We start from the raw sequence: 15,543 nt of genomic DNA, 5'->3' as shown, positions 1-15,543 counted from the left end.
TAATCATATGAGCAAAAATGGCGCGGTTTTCAGGGCGATGTCCGGCATTTGGACGCCTTGTAGCTGCTTGGGGGCATCCCCTCGTATTTGCGAAAAAAACGGTTGAAGCTTTGAACATTATAGTAGCCGACCTCCGCGGCAATCTGCTTCATGTTCAGCTTCGTCTCCAGCAGCAGCCGCTTCGCTTTTTCGATCCGCAGCAGGTTGATGTAGTCGATTAGACTTTTCCCCGTTAGCTCGTATACGATCTTGCGCATATAGGAATAACTGATGCCGATGTCCTTGGCCATCTCTTCAAACACGATTTCCTCGCAAAAATGCGCTTCCAGGTAGCGGATGATTCGCTCCCCATACCCCGTTTCGCCCGGGTTCCGCGCAAGGTACTGAATAATATCGCCGAAGAACTCGCGCAGATATTCCTCAAGCTCGTCAAGCGTGTCTATAGAGGCGATCGTAGAGTAAATGTTTCCCCTCCCCGCAAAAATACGCGCGGTGCTGATTTGATTTTCCCTGAGATGTTTGATGGTGACGCCGATCAATTGATTATAGATAAACATGATATTGTCGTAGGAGATATACTGAGCGGATTGAATTTCGTTTCGGATGAGCGCAAGCTCGTTCATGATGCTGTCGAGATCGCCGGTATCCAAATAGTTGAGAATACGCCTTTCGTTGTTCGCGGGGTAAATATAATTAATGCCGTGTTCGGCATCCTGCCTCCAAAACGTGATTCCGCCGCCGCCTTCGATCATGCGGTGCTTGATCACCTCCATCGCTTCCACCACGCAATCTTGAAGCATGGAGCTCGTTTCCGCCCGGCCGCTGACGCCAATCGTTACGGAATGGCCGAGCAGTTCCGCCGCTTTGCCGCCAATCGCAGCAAGCGCTTCCTTGATTCCGTCTAAGCCGCGTTTATGTTCCTCCTGCCCGTAATTGATTACGATGGCGAAGCAGCCCTCCCCTTGGTAGGCGCAGCGCGCATGAACCCCCGCCGGAAACAAGCCGTCGCATTTCGAGATGAGGAGGTACCGATGGTAGCTGCGGGTCTCCGGGTTGGTTTTGTTCACGTACCGCCTGTAACGGTCTATGGAGACGACGGCAACCAGAAAATATGGCTCCGGGAACATTTCCGCGGCCGGTTTCGCCACCTCCCCCCGCAATAATTGGTGGATCGCCAGGCTGCGGGTATCCTGTTCCCGCTCCTGCAGCAGCTTGTAGAGCTCCTCCTCTTCCTCCTGCATCCGCCGGAACGCCGCGTCAAGGAAAGCAAGTTCATTTTTGCCCGCCACCCCCAGGTTGCCGCGGGCGCGCACGGCCCGCACCAGCTCGCGCAGCGGTTTGGACAGCCATGTCGCCAGAAAAACGGCTAATATTGATCCGATGAAAATAAGGACGGCGGTCAGCAAAAGAATACTGCGCTGCAAAGCGCGGGTTTTGGCCATCAGTTCGTCCAGCGAATAAATGCTGACATTCCACCACCCGAACAGGTTGGAGCGAGACCATGTGTACAGCAGCCGCTCGTTCCCAAGCTCATGGAACGCATATCCCTCCTTCGCCCCGCTTTCCAAAACCTCTTGCATAAACGGCTGCTTCGCGCCGTCGCTGAGCAGCAAGGTTTTATCATTGTGCGAGATAATGGTGCCGTCCGATTTCATGAGCAGGTAGCCATGTCCGCCCGGCTCCGCCGAACGCAAATACTCCCCGATTTGCTTTTCCCGCAAATTGACGACGATCGTGCCGCGCGTCGTGGTGGAAAGACGGTTTAACGGCAGCACATACGAAACGACGGTTTCCCCTGAAGCCATCCGGCGGGGATACCAGACGCCGCTGATCCCCCGGCGTCCGGCAAGAGCTTCGTCCATCCATCCGATCGGCTCGTACCGGTCCAGCGTCGTAATGCCCTTGTCGGTTGAAAGCACATAATCCGCACCGTTAAGATAAAAATAGGACGAGTATACGCCGTTCACCCGATGGTTCAAATTCACCAGTTCCTTAAGCACCGACAACGCACCGCTCACATTGTTGTAATTTTCATTAAGCTCGGCGAAGGTCTCAAAGCTGCGAATACGGTCGAAGATGTTGGTGGCGGCCAGGCGCACCGTGTCTTGGGCCAGGTTGTTCAGCGCATTTTCGTTCAGCTTGCGGTTGGCGTTCAATCCCGCTAATAAAGATTCCGCGATGGCGTCTTCCGAATTGCCCATAATCTGCGCCCCGCTGTACCAGGTCAGGATTGTCACGGGAACTGCCATGACGCAAAACAGGATCAGCCCCAGTTGAAGCATCATCGGAATTCGTTTCATTTTTCCCCTCTTCCCATCATGGATTTGCCGTTGAAGCGTTACGTTCAACTCGTGAATAGATATAAAAGCGCTTACAAAAACGTGCTCATCGGGTTCTTCCTTATGCTGAAAGCCTTGGTCCCTATGTGAGCTTCACCGCACACTGGTAAATTATACAACAAAAGGTGCCGGATTTTCATCCAACACCTTTTTGCTAATGCGTGTAAAGGGTTACAAAAGAAACGGTTAATCATTCGCTATTCGTTAGCGGCAATGGTTGTCTAGTGCACTGCCTCCAACGGCCAAGTTTCTTTTAGCCCCAGCGTCCGGGCTGCGGAAGCATGAAGCTCGCGAATAAGCTCCGGGTTATTCGATAGTGACACACCATAAGAAGGAATCATGGCTTTAATCTTCGGCTCCCATACATGGATATGTTCCGGGAAGCATTTTTGGATGACCTCGAGCATGACGGAAACGGCGGTGGAAGCGCCCGGGGATGCCCCAAGCAACGCGGCAATGGAACCGTCGGCGGCGCTGATCACTTCCGTGCCGAATTGCAGCGTGCCTCTGCCTCCGGCAGCCGTATCTTTAATAATTTGCACGCGCTGGCCGGCCACCAGCAGATCCCAATCCTCGCTTTTCGCGTTCGGAACGAATTCCCGCAAAGCTTCCATGCGTTTTTCTTTAGACAACATTACCTGCTTGATCAGGTATGTGGTCAAGGAAGCGTTTTTGGCGCCCGCCGCCAGCATCGTGACGAGATTATGCGGTTTGACGGAAGTGATCAAATCCAACATGGAACCGAATTTCAAAAACCTTGGCGAGAAGCCGGCAAACGGTCCAAACAGCAGCGATTCTTTGTTGTCGATAAATCGGGTGTCAAGATGCGGCACGGACATCGGAGGAGCGCCGACCGGAGCTTGGCCGTACACCTTGGCATGATGCTGCGCGACAATTTCCGGGTTCTGGCATACCATAAACAATCCGCTTACCGGGAATCCGCCAATCCCTTTTCCTTCGGGAATACCGGACTTCTGCAGCAGATGGAGGCTTCCTCCCCCGCTGCCGATGAAGACGAATTTCGCCGTATGGCGGGAGACGGCACCGCTCTCGACATTCCGTACCTTCAATTCCCACGAGCCGTCAGCGGTACGTTTAATATCTTCCACATGGCGGTTAAACTGGATATCGGCGTCTTTACGTTTTAAGTGATCAAACAATATGCGCGTTAATGCGCCGAAATTAACATCCGTTCCGGCTTCGCTTCTTGTGGCTGCAATAGGCTGATTGAATGCCCGGTTTTTCATCATCAGCGGAATCCATTCTTTTAGCTGGTCCGGATCGTCGGAAAACTCCATCCCTTGGAACAGCGGGTGGTTTGAAAGCGCTTCATAACGTTTCCTCAAAAAGGTGACATCTTTTTCCCCTTGCACAAAACTCATATGAGGCACCGGCACGATAAAATCTTTAGGATTGCGAATCAGCTTGCTGTGTACGAGATAAGACCAAAACTGTTTGGAAACCTGAAACTCTTCATTCACTTTGATCGCTTTGCTAATATCAATAGACCCGTCCGGCTTCTCGACGGTATAATTCAACTCGCACAAGGAGGAATGCCCCGTCCCCGCGTTGTTCCATTCGTTGGAGCTTTCCTCCCCCGCTATGGCGCGCCGCTCGAAAACCGTAATTTCCCAGTTGGGCGCTATTTCTTTCAGCAGTGACCCCAAGGTCGCACTCATGATTCCGGCACCGATCAAGATAACGTCTGTTTTCGTTTGTCCGTTGCTCATTTTATCAGTCCTTATAACCTAAGATTTGCAGAAGGAAGCAGGCGCTCCTGCTTAGCCGCTGCAGCAAAGCCAGGAAGTGATATAGACACATAATTATTTTTGCAGTTAATTATATCATAGTGCATCCCCGCAAAAATGGACAAAAAATATTATTTATCCGGATCATAAACGATAGTTATAGGGTGTTTTTGTGGTCACTAGAGGACTGGGACGTGAATACAGTGTTAGGCGAAGGGCGTCTTGTCATTCCCTCAAAAAGCCTTTATTTCCCAATTCCATGGCCTTCCAATAAATCGTTTTAAACTCCCGATTATTTAATTTATAATTATTTCCGGCTAACTTCCCGTTGTACGCTTGCAAGAGATCATATAATCCTAAATGAAACCACTCCCATAGCATTGATTTGAAGTTATACGCTATCATAAGTTCCTGCAGAGATTTTCTAATACGGATTACTTCATCTCTATTAACCCCGCAATCCTCAAGTATTTTAAATACGCTTCCCCGATCTTCTTCGCTAAATTCTGTGTCTAAGAATTCTTCCAGTATTAAACTCCAAATATCGACTCTTTTTACTATTGGAATATTATTGTTCTGAGCAAATATTTTTAGTTTTTCCTTATAAGGAGCTCTGATAAATAAAATTTCCCCATCTAAAGTCCGAATCTCAGGCGGAAATTGATTCAATAAAACCTCTTTAATTTTATCTTTATGTATAATTCCATTTGGGTAAATAGATGCAGCAGAAAATGGATAATCGATAAATTCAACAATGTCTTTATGGAATTTTGTCATTTTTTCTCCTATTATTTTCTTCTTCTATTTCCAAATGTTATGGTTGACAACAAACATAAATCAACTTATTAGACCTTTAATTGATTTATAAAATTCTTCTACACTTACCTTCTCAGGCAATCCCGAAACCTGTCCATCACCAACTTCAATTACGATCCACTCGCCTGCTTCAGTCTTAGCGATATCGATTGTAAAAAAGTTGCTTCTAATTTGCTTTGCTACTTCCAAGAATTCATCAATATTCACTTTATCCTCAGCATCATACATAACTTCATCCCAATACTCAAACCGATGGACTAACCTATTATTTAAGAAAAACAAACGATATTCTGTAGATAAAGGCATTCCGCTTTTGGGGTGTGACGTTATTTTTTCCAAGTGCACAAACTCCCTCAACACAATCCCGCCATTCAGTTCATCGCCTTGCTTTTCAATAAAATTATTAATTACTCGCACAGCTTGGGTTTTATTGGCTGCTGATGGAATAAAACATGCCTCTTCCCATTCATGCTTTCTGGATTTCACATAATCCTTTACCAGAAGGGAACTTTCACCGAATTGATCCAAAACGTCATCCAATTCTTTCGTATTCATCGTCTCAATATCCAGCCAAATGCTGCGAGGAGTTATATGTTTAATATGCTCATATGAATTAGGAAAGTAGTGGCATCGAAGATACTCTTCGGTGGAATTTATGAGTTTTATGTTTTTAGCCAAAAGACCTTTATATAAAAGCTCATAATACTGCGGCTTAATCATCCAACCACGATAAATTGCCATTTCCATTTCTTCCGCAGACGGAACCCTTCTTAAGGCCTTACTTACATTGTTTAATAGCAATTCTTCTAGAGAAATTAAACTGACCTGGAAACCTAACGATTTGGCACTTATATATTCAGCTTCATAAAATGCATCCACAGTTTTATCATTCAGTGGTTCACAACAAAAAATGATGATCACGGTTTCACATCCTCTTTGAATCACATAAAAAGACTCGCTAAATAATCTTTGGATATTTCGCTAATAACATAAATGATGCCCTCGACTTGTTTAAATTTCAATTTCCATTCTTTTTCTCAAAAAATCTTAATCGCGAAACTGATAAAATAGGCAGCAGGTATTAGTAAAAATTGTGCCAGTAAGGTTCCGAAAAACCTTGAAATCATTAGCAACAAATAGATCTTTCCTAATTTCTCTTTGTAGATCGCATTATTGCAAGCCTTATCTGTAATTAATCCTACCTGTGGATCTATAAAAATCGTCAACAATATCGTTGCAATACCGTTAATTAGCCCAGATGATTGTGAGGCGGATGTGCCCAATTCTGGGACCAAATACGCTGCGTAAAGCGAAGATAAAACACCAACCGTATAAATAGCCGTTACCAAGACATTCAAAAGAATAAATCTCTTTGGAATCCCAAGATACCGGAACCCTGAAAGGCGAAACGACGGCTTTTGAATATAATGCCTTGTGTTTATCAATTGACCTATTGTCACACTTGAAATCAACTTTGGCAAGGACCCTGCGATTTCAAACTTAGATATCACCCGCCCCCATAAGTTAACAAGTGTAGGGAATAGGAGGATACCTAATATTGTGCCAAAAGATGAGGCAACTATGATAATCCTTAGATACTCTAAAACATCAAAATTCAAGTCAACCCTGCCATAGTCTATAAACTTTGCCGTCATGGGTGCTTGTATTAGATTAGCTGTCCGGGAGATCAGGACAGTAATCCCCAATAATGAAAGTGCCACAGCAAGTTTATTTATTTTAACCCCAGCTAAACGTAACGCGTAAGATGAAGTTTCAACCATATGTATGATCATAGTTAGTACAAAAACAGCAATTAAGTTATGTACCATGATACTTCTCCTTCTTAGAGGACATCATTGCATTCCCAAGGGTATTTGCCTTACTGTTTTACATATCAACGTATTCTTCAACTCTTGCTTCAAGAATTTCGATTAAATCCTCATCCATAAACTGATAGTCATCGGGGATATTTAAACAAATCACCTGTTTACTACTTATCTCTGATCTGAATTTGTCTTGCAGCCTTCTGACATGCTTCTTCTCCATTACAAAAATAAGATCCGCCCAACCTATATGACCTTCATTCACTCTGACTCTTGCATTTTCTTCTGTTCCTGCCGATCTCACTTCATGCCCCTTACGTCCGTTAAAAATCTTCTCTGCCGTCAAACTTCTCCACTTATTTCTGCTACATATAAAAAGTAGTTGTATTGGGTACACCACCCTGGTTTGATAGAATTTTTATCAGAAGTTCATTTTCAATTCAATTTCATTTATATCTAGATATGTTTCCACCATATTCCTGCACACTCTGGAACCGTCGACCATTGATTCTTCGCAATCTTCTTTGCTATATCGTCTCCAAAGAAACGTTCTGGAGTTCACGATCCCCCCAGCTTTAGAGCTTATCTTGACTGGGCTATTTTTTGACTAAGCCTCTTCCGTGCCTTCTTTGATTAACCATTGATCTGCTTTTTGAAATTTATGTAAAAACGTTTCATTGATAACCCAAGCAAATACATAAAACTTGGTATGAAATTAATTAGTAACATAACTACGTAATAGTGTTCAGCTTCAGTTCTTAACCCAATAATACTAACATTGTTATAATACATATATAAAAACCAGATTATGTCGGGCATACAAATATATCCACTACAGTCCTTGACATAAAAAAATAACACAATAACCATACCAGAATATAAAAGAATTACATCTCCAACCAACTGCACAAAAATATAGCTAAAAAAGAAATAACATTATTGTAAACTAAGTTTTCTGAATTATTCATATGCATCCTTTCGTATAACGCTCCCGCATTCACGAGCCCTAACGGCTTACGGCACAATGCGCTCGGGTACAATGGACTTAGCCGGTACAGGTTTGTCCGCCTGACTCAGCTTCCCAGCGAAAATCTCCAGGCGGACCAAGGGACGACGTTAGTCGTCCCCCCGCGTGGTTTCAGTGTTTGATGATGTTCATACCATCCCCGATTACTTTACACATATTTATATTTTGCGATCACTTCTCCCCACGGAGCCAATCCATCTTCTGTGAATCCTGCCTTTGAATACAATCTTCTTGCTCTCTCATTCTCAGGTTTATATCCCAAAATCAGTACATCCGTTCTATCTTGGCGGTTTCTTATCTCTTCAATTATCTTACAAACGGCTATGAATCCATATCCTTTACCTTGAAAACGCCGATCGATCATAAAACGGTACATCCAATAATTGTTATCATCCGGATCAATTCCATATAGCGTATACCCAATCATTGTCTCGTGCTTATATATAGCCATACTCGAAAACCCGTGCAGAAATTGTGCTTCAGCAATTGAATACACATTGGGTGCTATAAATTGTTGTTGCTCTTTTTCCGGTTTTAATGCTGTACATTCTTCCCAATTATCTTTGTTAATTCTTTGTAATCTAATCATCGGAACCCTCCAATTTGTAGAGAGACCCGATCCAGGCTCTCTACCTAATATAATGCCTTCACCGACAAGTCAATTAAAATACACTGGTTATTTCTCATACCACATCACACCTTTCAAAAGTTTTAGCCCACTATAATGGTATCGCAAAAACAACCCAGCCTTATATTGCCCCTATCTTAGGCTGGGTCGAAACAACTAAGCACTTCAACTTCAACTATTTTAGAATGATTTCATCAAAACTTACGATCCGCTCTGTCAGTTTGGGATACACCGCATTCCAAATCATTGAAGAAATAAATAAAGTTATAAATATATTCGGATATCTTCCCTTCAAGTAACGGGCCGTTTGAATCATGCTGAGCAATAGAAGAGGAAATGTTATGAATGAAGTTATATGCCAACCCGACTGTCCTTCCATAGTCCAGCTTCCAATTCCAATTATGTTCAAGATACTGTCCAACAATGAATATCCATATAAGTGATTGCAGCCTAATATCAGCACAATAAAACATACAGACATCCACAAACAACCAATAACTACATGGTTTTCTTGTTTGGACAATAAAACTCCCCCAATCAAAATTACTGATAAAGCAATATAATCATATCATAAATTGGAATTCATGTTACTTTTTGCTTCACTATTCCTTCTTTGCTCTATAAATTCTTCTTTAATTTCGTCTTTCGGATCCCAAATTGACCAAGCCGCTTCTAATAAATTCCCTTCATTATCTCTAAAATAAAAATATTTTGCTTCCCCAGCCCCTAGCGTATGTAAATCTTCAACCATTAATCCTTTGTCTTTTAGCAACTTATGGGTATGTTCAATATCTGGGCAATTAATCGCCATAATAGGATATGGTTTCCCATTCCTCATGATCTCCAACGATTTCTTGTCATTGGTTTCTATAAGTAATAATGCAATTGAGTTTTTATCCGGGTGATGTAATACTGCAACAAATGAGCCTCGATCTTGAAACTTATTCATGAGTTTAAATTCTAGGTTCTCGGTGTACCATGCGATTGATTCATCAATTTGGGTTGTTGGAACATATACGTAGCCAATACGTGAAAATGCAAATTTTGGGTTCATTGGAAACACTCCTTGTTTTTTTATGGTACGTCCCTGCCTTCTTCGGGTTTCACTCCAGAAGTTCTTCACTTAAATAACTATTGTTTTGGGCAATTTTTTTAACTCGTTTCATTGTGCCTGGACCCTTAGGTAGATCGGCAACTCGATTTAATAAAATCCAACGTAAACAAGCAATTGCCTCAAAAATCCGCAAGTCATCCGCCGGATCATCTGTTAACCCTAAAAATTCTGAATGATATATTTCTCCATACCTTTCGCCAGCATAAATCTTCATTAAGAATACTGACCATGCGATATCGTATCTAGGATCACCAAGTTGTCCATTGGTCCAATCGATTATTGTATAGCGCTCCTGTTCCTCTACGATATTCCCTAAGTTATAGTCGCCATGTATTAAACTGTTTTGGCTAAGTTCTGTCATATTAATAACGTTCATCAATATACGGTTTAAATCTTCGTGCATTTCTATCGAAGGAAAAAAGTATTGAATAAAATCATACCTTGGAATTAATAACGAGTCGCTGCCATCCAAACGAAATTTATGCACCTCGGCTAACATTCGTGCTAGATTCCTTAGATTGTTTTTGTTTATTTTGGAGACTGGCATGCCATCATAACTGGTCAGCAGTACTTGATTGTTATCTGCGTCAATGCCCCAACCATAAGGCTTCGAGACACTTATACCTCTGTTGTATAGTTCCGATAGGAGTTTGTGTTGGTTCTTAATATTAGGTTTAGAACTTTTATTCCATATTTTAAGAACATAAGATCCATTACCTGATTCCACTTTTACAACATCCGCTTCGAGCCCTGGTGATAAAGGAATCACTTTGTGTGCTTGTGCTTTTAGGTTTAAAGTATCTTGTTCCAGTTCAACCCAATTAATGTTGAGAATATTTATTGTAGGTTCCAGCCTTTCATGGAATTTCTATTCCCCATACTTCCTAATCACGTACTACACAAAATAGATATTCATTCATAACCTCATTGATAAATTCAGCTTTCAAAGCGGTCACTGTATGCTTCGGAGAAGTTTCCATTGCATTGTTCCTTTCTAAAATATTCCGGATTACACTCCTTCATTAAGAGGGATTTGCAAGAATTCAAAACAGCTATCCATTCCCTCCGTTATAGAACACCAACAAATATAGTTATTGTCAACCTTCCCCAAAAGGGCATTCACAAAAACGCCCCAGCCTTTAGATGCTCTTATCTAAGGCTGGGGCGTTTGCCGTCTGAGCTTCTTCCATGATTATACATCTTTCAACCCGGGGGGCGATAGTCTTTTATCGTTCCTGGCCGATGCTGGCTGTGTGCTAATTGGCTGTGTACTAATATAGCTTCGGCAGCTTATCCAAAGTGATGGCGTAATCGCTGTGATATGCGCTGCGAAGTTCCTCTTTGGTGGTGAACTTTTCCGTTTTGCCAAAATCGTTGGACCAGGTCATAAACCACAGCCATGGGATTCGCGATTCGGACAAACTCCGGACGCTTGGAATCGGCCCGATCTCTCCGAGAGCGGCAAGTTTCGGAGTCGGCGTAATGCGAACCAATTCCTCGTACTCCTTGCTCAAGTCCGTATGCTGGTGAGCCGGAGGATACAAATCCCTGGAAATGATATCAACCACTTCATCCCCGACATAACCTTCGGACAGCGGCGAATTCCATACCCAGATCAGATTCGTCAAATCGTGATGATTCGTATATCTCTCGTACATAATCCGGTACAACTGCTTGGCTGCTTCCGGGCCTTTGCTCCCCCACCAGAACCAGGTTCCTTCCGATTCATGGAAAGGACGCCACAAAATCGGAATCCGTTTGTCGCGGAATTCCCGCAAAATTTCGGCCATGTAGTCCATATCGGACAGCAAGGCCTTGTATTCCGCGGTACCTTCCACAATCGCCTTCGTCGCGTCAAAGTCCGTATGTTCCGCGTAAAAGCTTTTATCCCGGCCGCTGAGCGGAGAAAACCAATGCCATGTGAAAGTGATCAGGCCCTTCTCCTTTTCCGCCCATTCCCAGGCCTTTTGCAGCGTATCCTTGTTCTCGGCGACTTCTAACAGGCATTCCTCGCCGCTGTCTTGATAATTGATGTTGGGAGAGTAGCCCAACAGTTCGAAACCGCAGAGCGCCGGCAATTTCCCCGTTGCTTCACGAATGTAATGCAGCTCCTCCTGCGCGATCGTCTGCGTGTGCTGTCCCGTAATAATGCCTTTTCCTCTAATTTCGCCGAAATAGTTCAGTACCGACCTTACTTCATCGGACGCTTTAGGGTTGCATGGCGCCGTATTGATCGTTTGCATCGTATCGTATCCTGCCTTTCCGTTCACCGGATTTCATTCAAGCGGCTAATTGCCGCTCCAAAGTTTGACACGGTCCTTGACGTATTGGCCAAAAGCTTCCTCCATCTCTTTAACGCCCGCTTTTTCCAACTCCGCCATATAATCGTCCCAGATTTTATCGAACTGTTCCGGCTTGGCCATAATGGCTTCCGGAATCCGTTTCCATGTAATATCTTTCATTTTGGCCATGAGGATCGCGGCCTTGCTGTCGCTTGGCAGAGCGATATTGTAAACCGCGCCCGCCTTTCTTTCCGGGAACTCTTCCTCTTTCGGGAACAGGTCTCTCCAGTGTTCGACGTTATAAGCCGCCAAAGCTTCTTTTTCAGGCTCACTGTAGGAAGCGGCCAGAGATTCGCCGTTGCTCTTCGTAAAGTAGTTTCCGGTGGAATCCTTGATTCCGTCGCCGTAATGGACCGTGAGGTTCCAATACAGCCCAAGACCCGACTCCTTCATGTAGGCATTGCCTTCACTGTCCATTTTGTCCTGGATTTCCTTGGGCACGATTCTTTTCCCGTCCTGAACAATGTAGTCCTCGCCTTCGATCCCCCAGTTGATAAGGATCTGTCCTTCTTCGGAGGCAAGGTAATCCAGGAATTTGATTGCCGCTACGGGATCCTTGCACTTGCTGGATATCGCTATGCCGTAACCGCCGTCAAAGCCGGCCGGCCAGAAGCTGGTGTCTTTGTACTTCTCGGACATCGTAACCGGATAATGACCGTAGGTCTGATCGAATTTGCCGGCCGATTTCAGCGCCTGCTGCGCCTCGCCATAGTCCCATGCCGGATCGATCAGGCCGAGCACCCGTCCGGAAGCGACTTTGGCTTTAAACTGGTCCGTCTTTTGCACAAAGCTTTCCGTATCCAGCAGACCGATATCGTTCATATGGTTCAGCCAGCGGAAATATTCCCGTTCCTCCGGACGGCGGAAGTGGTATGTCACATCATATGTTTCCTGGTTGACGTAATATTCGCCGTCGTCCGGCGCGCCTGTTGTAAAGAAGCCCATATTCGTCACCTGATACATATGCCAATCATCCGCATTAAGCGTTAACCCGATATTTTTGTTGCCGTTCTCATCGGTCGGATGTTTGGCCAAATATTCCTTGATGACTTTCTCGTAATCCTCTACCGTGCGAATTTCAGGATAACCCGCTTCCTTCACGACGCGATGCTGCAATTGGAATCCGTATTCGGCTTTGAATTTCCGCTCGTCGACCGAGGACCATGTCGGAATCGCGTAAATCGCTTGGTCTTCCAGACTGTATTTGGCGCGAACGATCTTGTCGCCCAACATTTTTTTGATGTTCGGAGCATGCTTCTCGATCAAATCCGTCAGGTCGAGAACCGCGCCCACGTCTACCAGCTTGCCGAGATCCGCCTTGGCCGCGATCAGATCGGGAACCTCCCCGGTTGCGGCCATGATCGATACCTTCTGCACGGGGTCCCCTACGGCAAATTCGGCATCCAAAACAACTCCCGTTTTCTCCGTAATGACCTTTCCAATTCGGTCTTGCATGTCATTCCAGTTGGCACTCGGATCCTCGGAAAAATAGGTCAGCTTAATGGGACCCGAGCCGCTGCCGCCCGAATTCTTCCCCTGATCCGCATCTCCTCCATCCGCAGAATTGTTGCCGGCGCAGCCCACGAGCTGGCTAAGCAAGAGAAGCATCGCCAGCACCGAAGCTGACGTTCCTTTGATATGGTTCTTCATGATGATACAGCACTCCCCTTTTTAATAATAGGATTGAACCCTCAGGCGGCTTGCTTTTCCGCTAATCGCCGGCGCGTCAGCTCTTCACGGCCCCAAGCGTCATCCCCTTGACGAAATATTTCTGCAGGAACGGATAGACGACAAGAATCGGGACCGTGGCGATGATGGTAATGGCCATCTTGACGGAATCCGGCGACACCTGTGCCATCAGCTGGGACATATTTTCACCGCGGACGTTGTTGGCGTTCGTCGTGGTGCTCTGCAGCACTTTCATCAGTTCATACTGCAGCGTAGTCAATGATTCATTAGAGCCATTATAAAGGTAGGTATCGAACCAGGAATTCCATTGTCCGACGGCGAGGAACAGCGCGACCGTGGCGAGCGCAGGCTTGCAGAGCGGAATAATGACGCGCCAATAAATCGTAAAATCGTTGGCCCCGTCAAGCTTGGCCGATTCTTGAAGCGCATAAGGAATTCCGTCGATAAACGAACGGATGACGAAGATATTGAAGGCGCTTACGAGCCCCGGCAAAATATATACCGCGAACGTGCCTATCAAATCCAGGTTCTTTATCAAAATAAAGCCGGGAATCAACCCGCCGGATACATACATCGTAATGGCCAGAAACGTCGAGATGAACCGCCTGCCTTGAAAATCCGTCCGCGCCAACGTATAAGCGACCATCGAACCGCTGACCAGACCCGCCAGTGTACCGGCAAGCGTTCGAAGCACCGAAATTTTAAACCCCGTGATCAAGCCGCCGTAGCTGAAGATCAGCTTGTAATTTTCCAGCGTGAATTCTCTGGGGTATATCGAAATGCCGCCCCGAACAGTATCTACGGAATCATTGAACGAAATGGCGAGCACATTCAGGAACGGGTATAGAGTTACAACCGTAATGATCCCGATGAGCAGGTACACGACGATGTCGAATATCCAGTCCTGGAGAGACCTGGATGCCAGCTTCGCTCTTCGGGCCTTGACGGCGGATGTGGCCGATTCGGCTGCGTCCATATCTAAAACTCCTCCTCTACATGATGCTTTCGTTAGCGAATTTCTTAAACATTCCATTCGCGACAAACAGCAGAACTACACTGATGACCGAATTAAAAATATTAATTGCCGTGCCAAAGGAATATCTCCCCATGGACAAGCCGTAATTCAACGCGTATAAATCAAGCACCTCGGAATAGTCGGCGACCATATGGTTGCCAAGCAAGAACTGCTTCTCGAATCCTATGCCGACGAGATGACCGATCGACATGATCAAAAGCACAATGATCGTCGGCCGGATGCCCGGGAGCGTGATATGCCATATTTGTCTTAGGCGGCTGGCGCCGTCAACCCTGGCTGCCTCGTACAGCTCAGGTCCGATGCCCGAAATGGCCGCCAGATAAATAATGGCGTTCCAGCCTGTCTCCTTCCAGACGTCGGCCCCTGTCACGATCCCCCAAAACAGGCGGCCATCCGCCATAAACTGAATCGGTTGGTCGATGAGGTTCAGGCTCATGAGCACAGAGTTAACAGCGCCTCCGTCCGTCGACAGCATTTTGCTGACGATCCCCGCCGCGACGACCCATGATACGAAGTGCGGCAAATAAGAAACCGTCTGTACAAACCGCTTCATGACCTGAATGCGCACCTCGTTCAGCAGCAGGGCGAACAGCACCGGAAATACAAAACCGGCCACAAGCCCCATAACGCTCATTGCCAACGTATTTCTCAGCACCAAGTAAAAATGCCCGTCTTGAAACAGCGTTTGGAAATGCTCCAGTCCGACCCATTTCTGCACAAAAAAGCTTTTGCCCGGTTTATAGTTTTGAAACGCCATCGTCCAGCCCCAGAGCAGCAAATACTGGAACACGAAAACCCAGATTACAAACGGAATCGACATCATATAAAGGTATTTCTGGTTTTTGAACACTTTCCATCTTTGCGGCTTGCTTTTCAGTCCGCTGCCGGTTTGGCTTTTTAGTGTTATCGCTTTCATCTATTGATTTCCCCCCTCTCTGCTATCATCCTAATGCAAATGCCGGTTTTGAAACATATCGCGGA

The 15,543-nt window shown here is 45.5% G+C and carries 13 protein-coding genes; all 13 read right to left on the bottom strand.

Going from position 1 to position 15,543, the window contains the following annotated elements:
- Positions 1-29: 29 nt before the first annotated feature.
- A complete protein-coding gene (locus NYE69_RS16195) occupies positions 30-2,300 on the bottom strand; it encodes an AraC family transcriptional regulator (protein ID WP_340927015.1) in 2,271 nt (756 codons plus the stop codon).
- A 260-nt stretch (positions 2,301-2,560) separates the two neighbouring features.
- A complete protein-coding gene (locus NYE69_RS16190; RefSeq protein ID WP_340927014.1) occupies positions 2,561-4,069 on the bottom strand; it encodes a malate:quinone oxidoreductase in 1,509 nt (502 codons plus the stop codon).
- Positions 4,070-4,312: 243 nt separating this feature from the next.
- Positions 4,313-4,864, bottom strand: a complete 552-nt coding sequence (locus NYE69_RS16185; protein WP_328271122.1) for a hypothetical protein — start codon at positions 4,862-4,864, stop codon at positions 4,313-4,315.
- Positions 4,865-4,924: 60 nt separating this feature from the next.
- Entirely contained in the window at positions 4,925-5,824 is a 900-nt protein-coding gene (locus NYE69_RS16180) for an ATP-grasp domain-containing protein (protein ID WP_328271123.1), read from the bottom strand.
- A gap of 116 nt (positions 5,825-5,940) precedes the next feature.
- Positions 5,941-6,732, bottom strand: a complete 792-nt coding sequence (locus NYE69_RS16175) for a lipid II flippase Amj family protein (protein WP_328271124.1) — start codon at positions 6,730-6,732, stop codon at positions 5,941-5,943.
- A 58-nt stretch (positions 6,733-6,790) separates the two neighbouring features.
- Positions 6,791-7,114: a low molecular weight protein tyrosine phosphatase family protein gene (locus tag NYE69_RS16170; protein WP_340930420.1), complete on the bottom strand. Its 324-nt coding sequence runs from the start codon at positions 7,112-7,114 to the stop codon at positions 6,791-6,793.
- 787 nt (positions 7,115-7,901) lie between these two features.
- Positions 7,902-8,342, bottom strand: coding sequence for a GNAT family N-acetyltransferase (locus NYE69_RS16165; RefSeq protein WP_340927013.1), 441 nt, complete (start codon positions 8,340-8,342; stop codon positions 7,902-7,904).
- Positions 8,343-8,949: 607 nt separating this feature from the next.
- The gene (locus NYE69_RS16160; RefSeq protein ID WP_340927012.1) at positions 8,950-9,435 is read right to left on the bottom strand and encodes a VOC family protein; all 486 of its coding nucleotides are present in this window, start codon (positions 9,433-9,435) and stop codon (positions 8,950-8,952) included.
- A gap of 49 nt (positions 9,436-9,484) precedes the next feature.
- Positions 9,485-10,306: an aminoglycoside phosphotransferase family protein gene (locus NYE69_RS16155; protein ID WP_340930419.1), complete on the bottom strand. Its 822-nt coding sequence runs from the start codon at positions 10,304-10,306 to the stop codon at positions 9,485-9,487.
- Between the two features lie 460 nt (positions 10,307-10,766).
- Positions 10,767-11,738: a glycosyl hydrolase gene (locus NYE69_RS16150; RefSeq protein ID WP_328271128.1), complete on the bottom strand. Its 972-nt coding sequence runs from the start codon at positions 11,736-11,738 to the stop codon at positions 10,767-10,769.
- 45 nt (positions 11,739-11,783) lie between these two features.
- Positions 11,784-13,487, bottom strand: coding sequence for an ABC transporter substrate-binding protein (locus NYE69_RS16145; protein ID WP_340927011.1), 1,704 nt, complete (start codon positions 13,485-13,487; stop codon positions 11,784-11,786).
- Between the two features lie 76 nt (positions 13,488-13,563).
- Complete coding sequence (locus tag NYE69_RS16140; RefSeq protein ID WP_328271130.1) at positions 13,564-14,502, bottom strand: carbohydrate ABC transporter permease; 939 nt, start codon at positions 14,500-14,502, stop codon at positions 13,564-13,566.
- 16 nt (positions 14,503-14,518) lie between these two features.
- Positions 14,519-15,478, bottom strand: a complete 960-nt coding sequence (locus NYE69_RS16135) for an ABC transporter permease (RefSeq protein WP_328271131.1) — start codon at positions 15,476-15,478, stop codon at positions 14,519-14,521.
- Between the last annotated feature and the right edge of the window lie 65 nt (positions 15,479-15,543).

The sequence above is a fragment of the Paenibacillus sp. FSL R5-0527 genome (assembly GCF_038008055.1).
GTDB lineage: Bacteria > Bacillota > Bacilli > Paenibacillales > Paenibacillaceae > Fontibacillus > Fontibacillus macerans.
The sequence above is the reverse complement of the archived record's forward strand: the minus strand, read 5'-3'. Positions and strand labels throughout refer to the sequence as shown.

Bases quoted from the DNA above. Each gene is read 5' to 3' on its own strand.
- NYE69_RS16195 (WP_340927015.1), bottom strand. From the start codon at position 2,300: ATGAAACGAATTCCGATGATGCTTCAACTGGGGCTGATCCTGTTTTGC.
- NYE69_RS16190 (WP_340927014.1), bottom strand. From the start codon at position 4,069: ATGAGCAACGGACAAACGAAAACAGACGTTATCTTGATCGGTGCCGGA.
- NYE69_RS16185 (WP_328271122.1), bottom strand. From the start codon at position 4,864: ATGACAAAATTCCATAAAGACATTGTTGAATTTATCGATTATCCATTT.
- NYE69_RS16175 (WP_328271124.1), bottom strand. From the start codon at position 6,732: ATGGTACATAACTTAATTGCTGTTTTTGTACTAACTATGATCATACAT.
- NYE69_RS16165 (WP_340927013.1), bottom strand. From the start codon at position 8,342: ATGATTAGATTACAAAGAATTAACAAAGATAATTGGGAAGAATGTACA.
- NYE69_RS16160 (WP_340927012.1), bottom strand. From the start codon at position 9,435: ATGAACCCAAAATTTGCATTTTCACGTATTGGCTACGTATATGTTCCA.
- NYE69_RS16150 (WP_328271128.1), bottom strand. From the start codon at position 11,738: ATGCAAACGATCAATACGGCGCCATGCAACCCTAAAGCGTCCGATGAA.
- NYE69_RS16145 (WP_340927011.1), bottom strand. From the start codon at position 13,487: ATGAAGAACCATATCAAAGGAACGTCAGCTTCGGTGCTGGCGATGCTT.
- NYE69_RS16140 (WP_328271130.1), bottom strand. From the start codon at position 14,502: ATGGACGCAGCCGAATCGGCCACATCCGCCGTCAAGGCCCGAAGAGCG.
- NYE69_RS16135 (WP_328271131.1), bottom strand. From the start codon at position 15,478: ATGAAAGCGATAACACTAAAAAGCCAAACCGGCAGCGGACTGAAAAGC.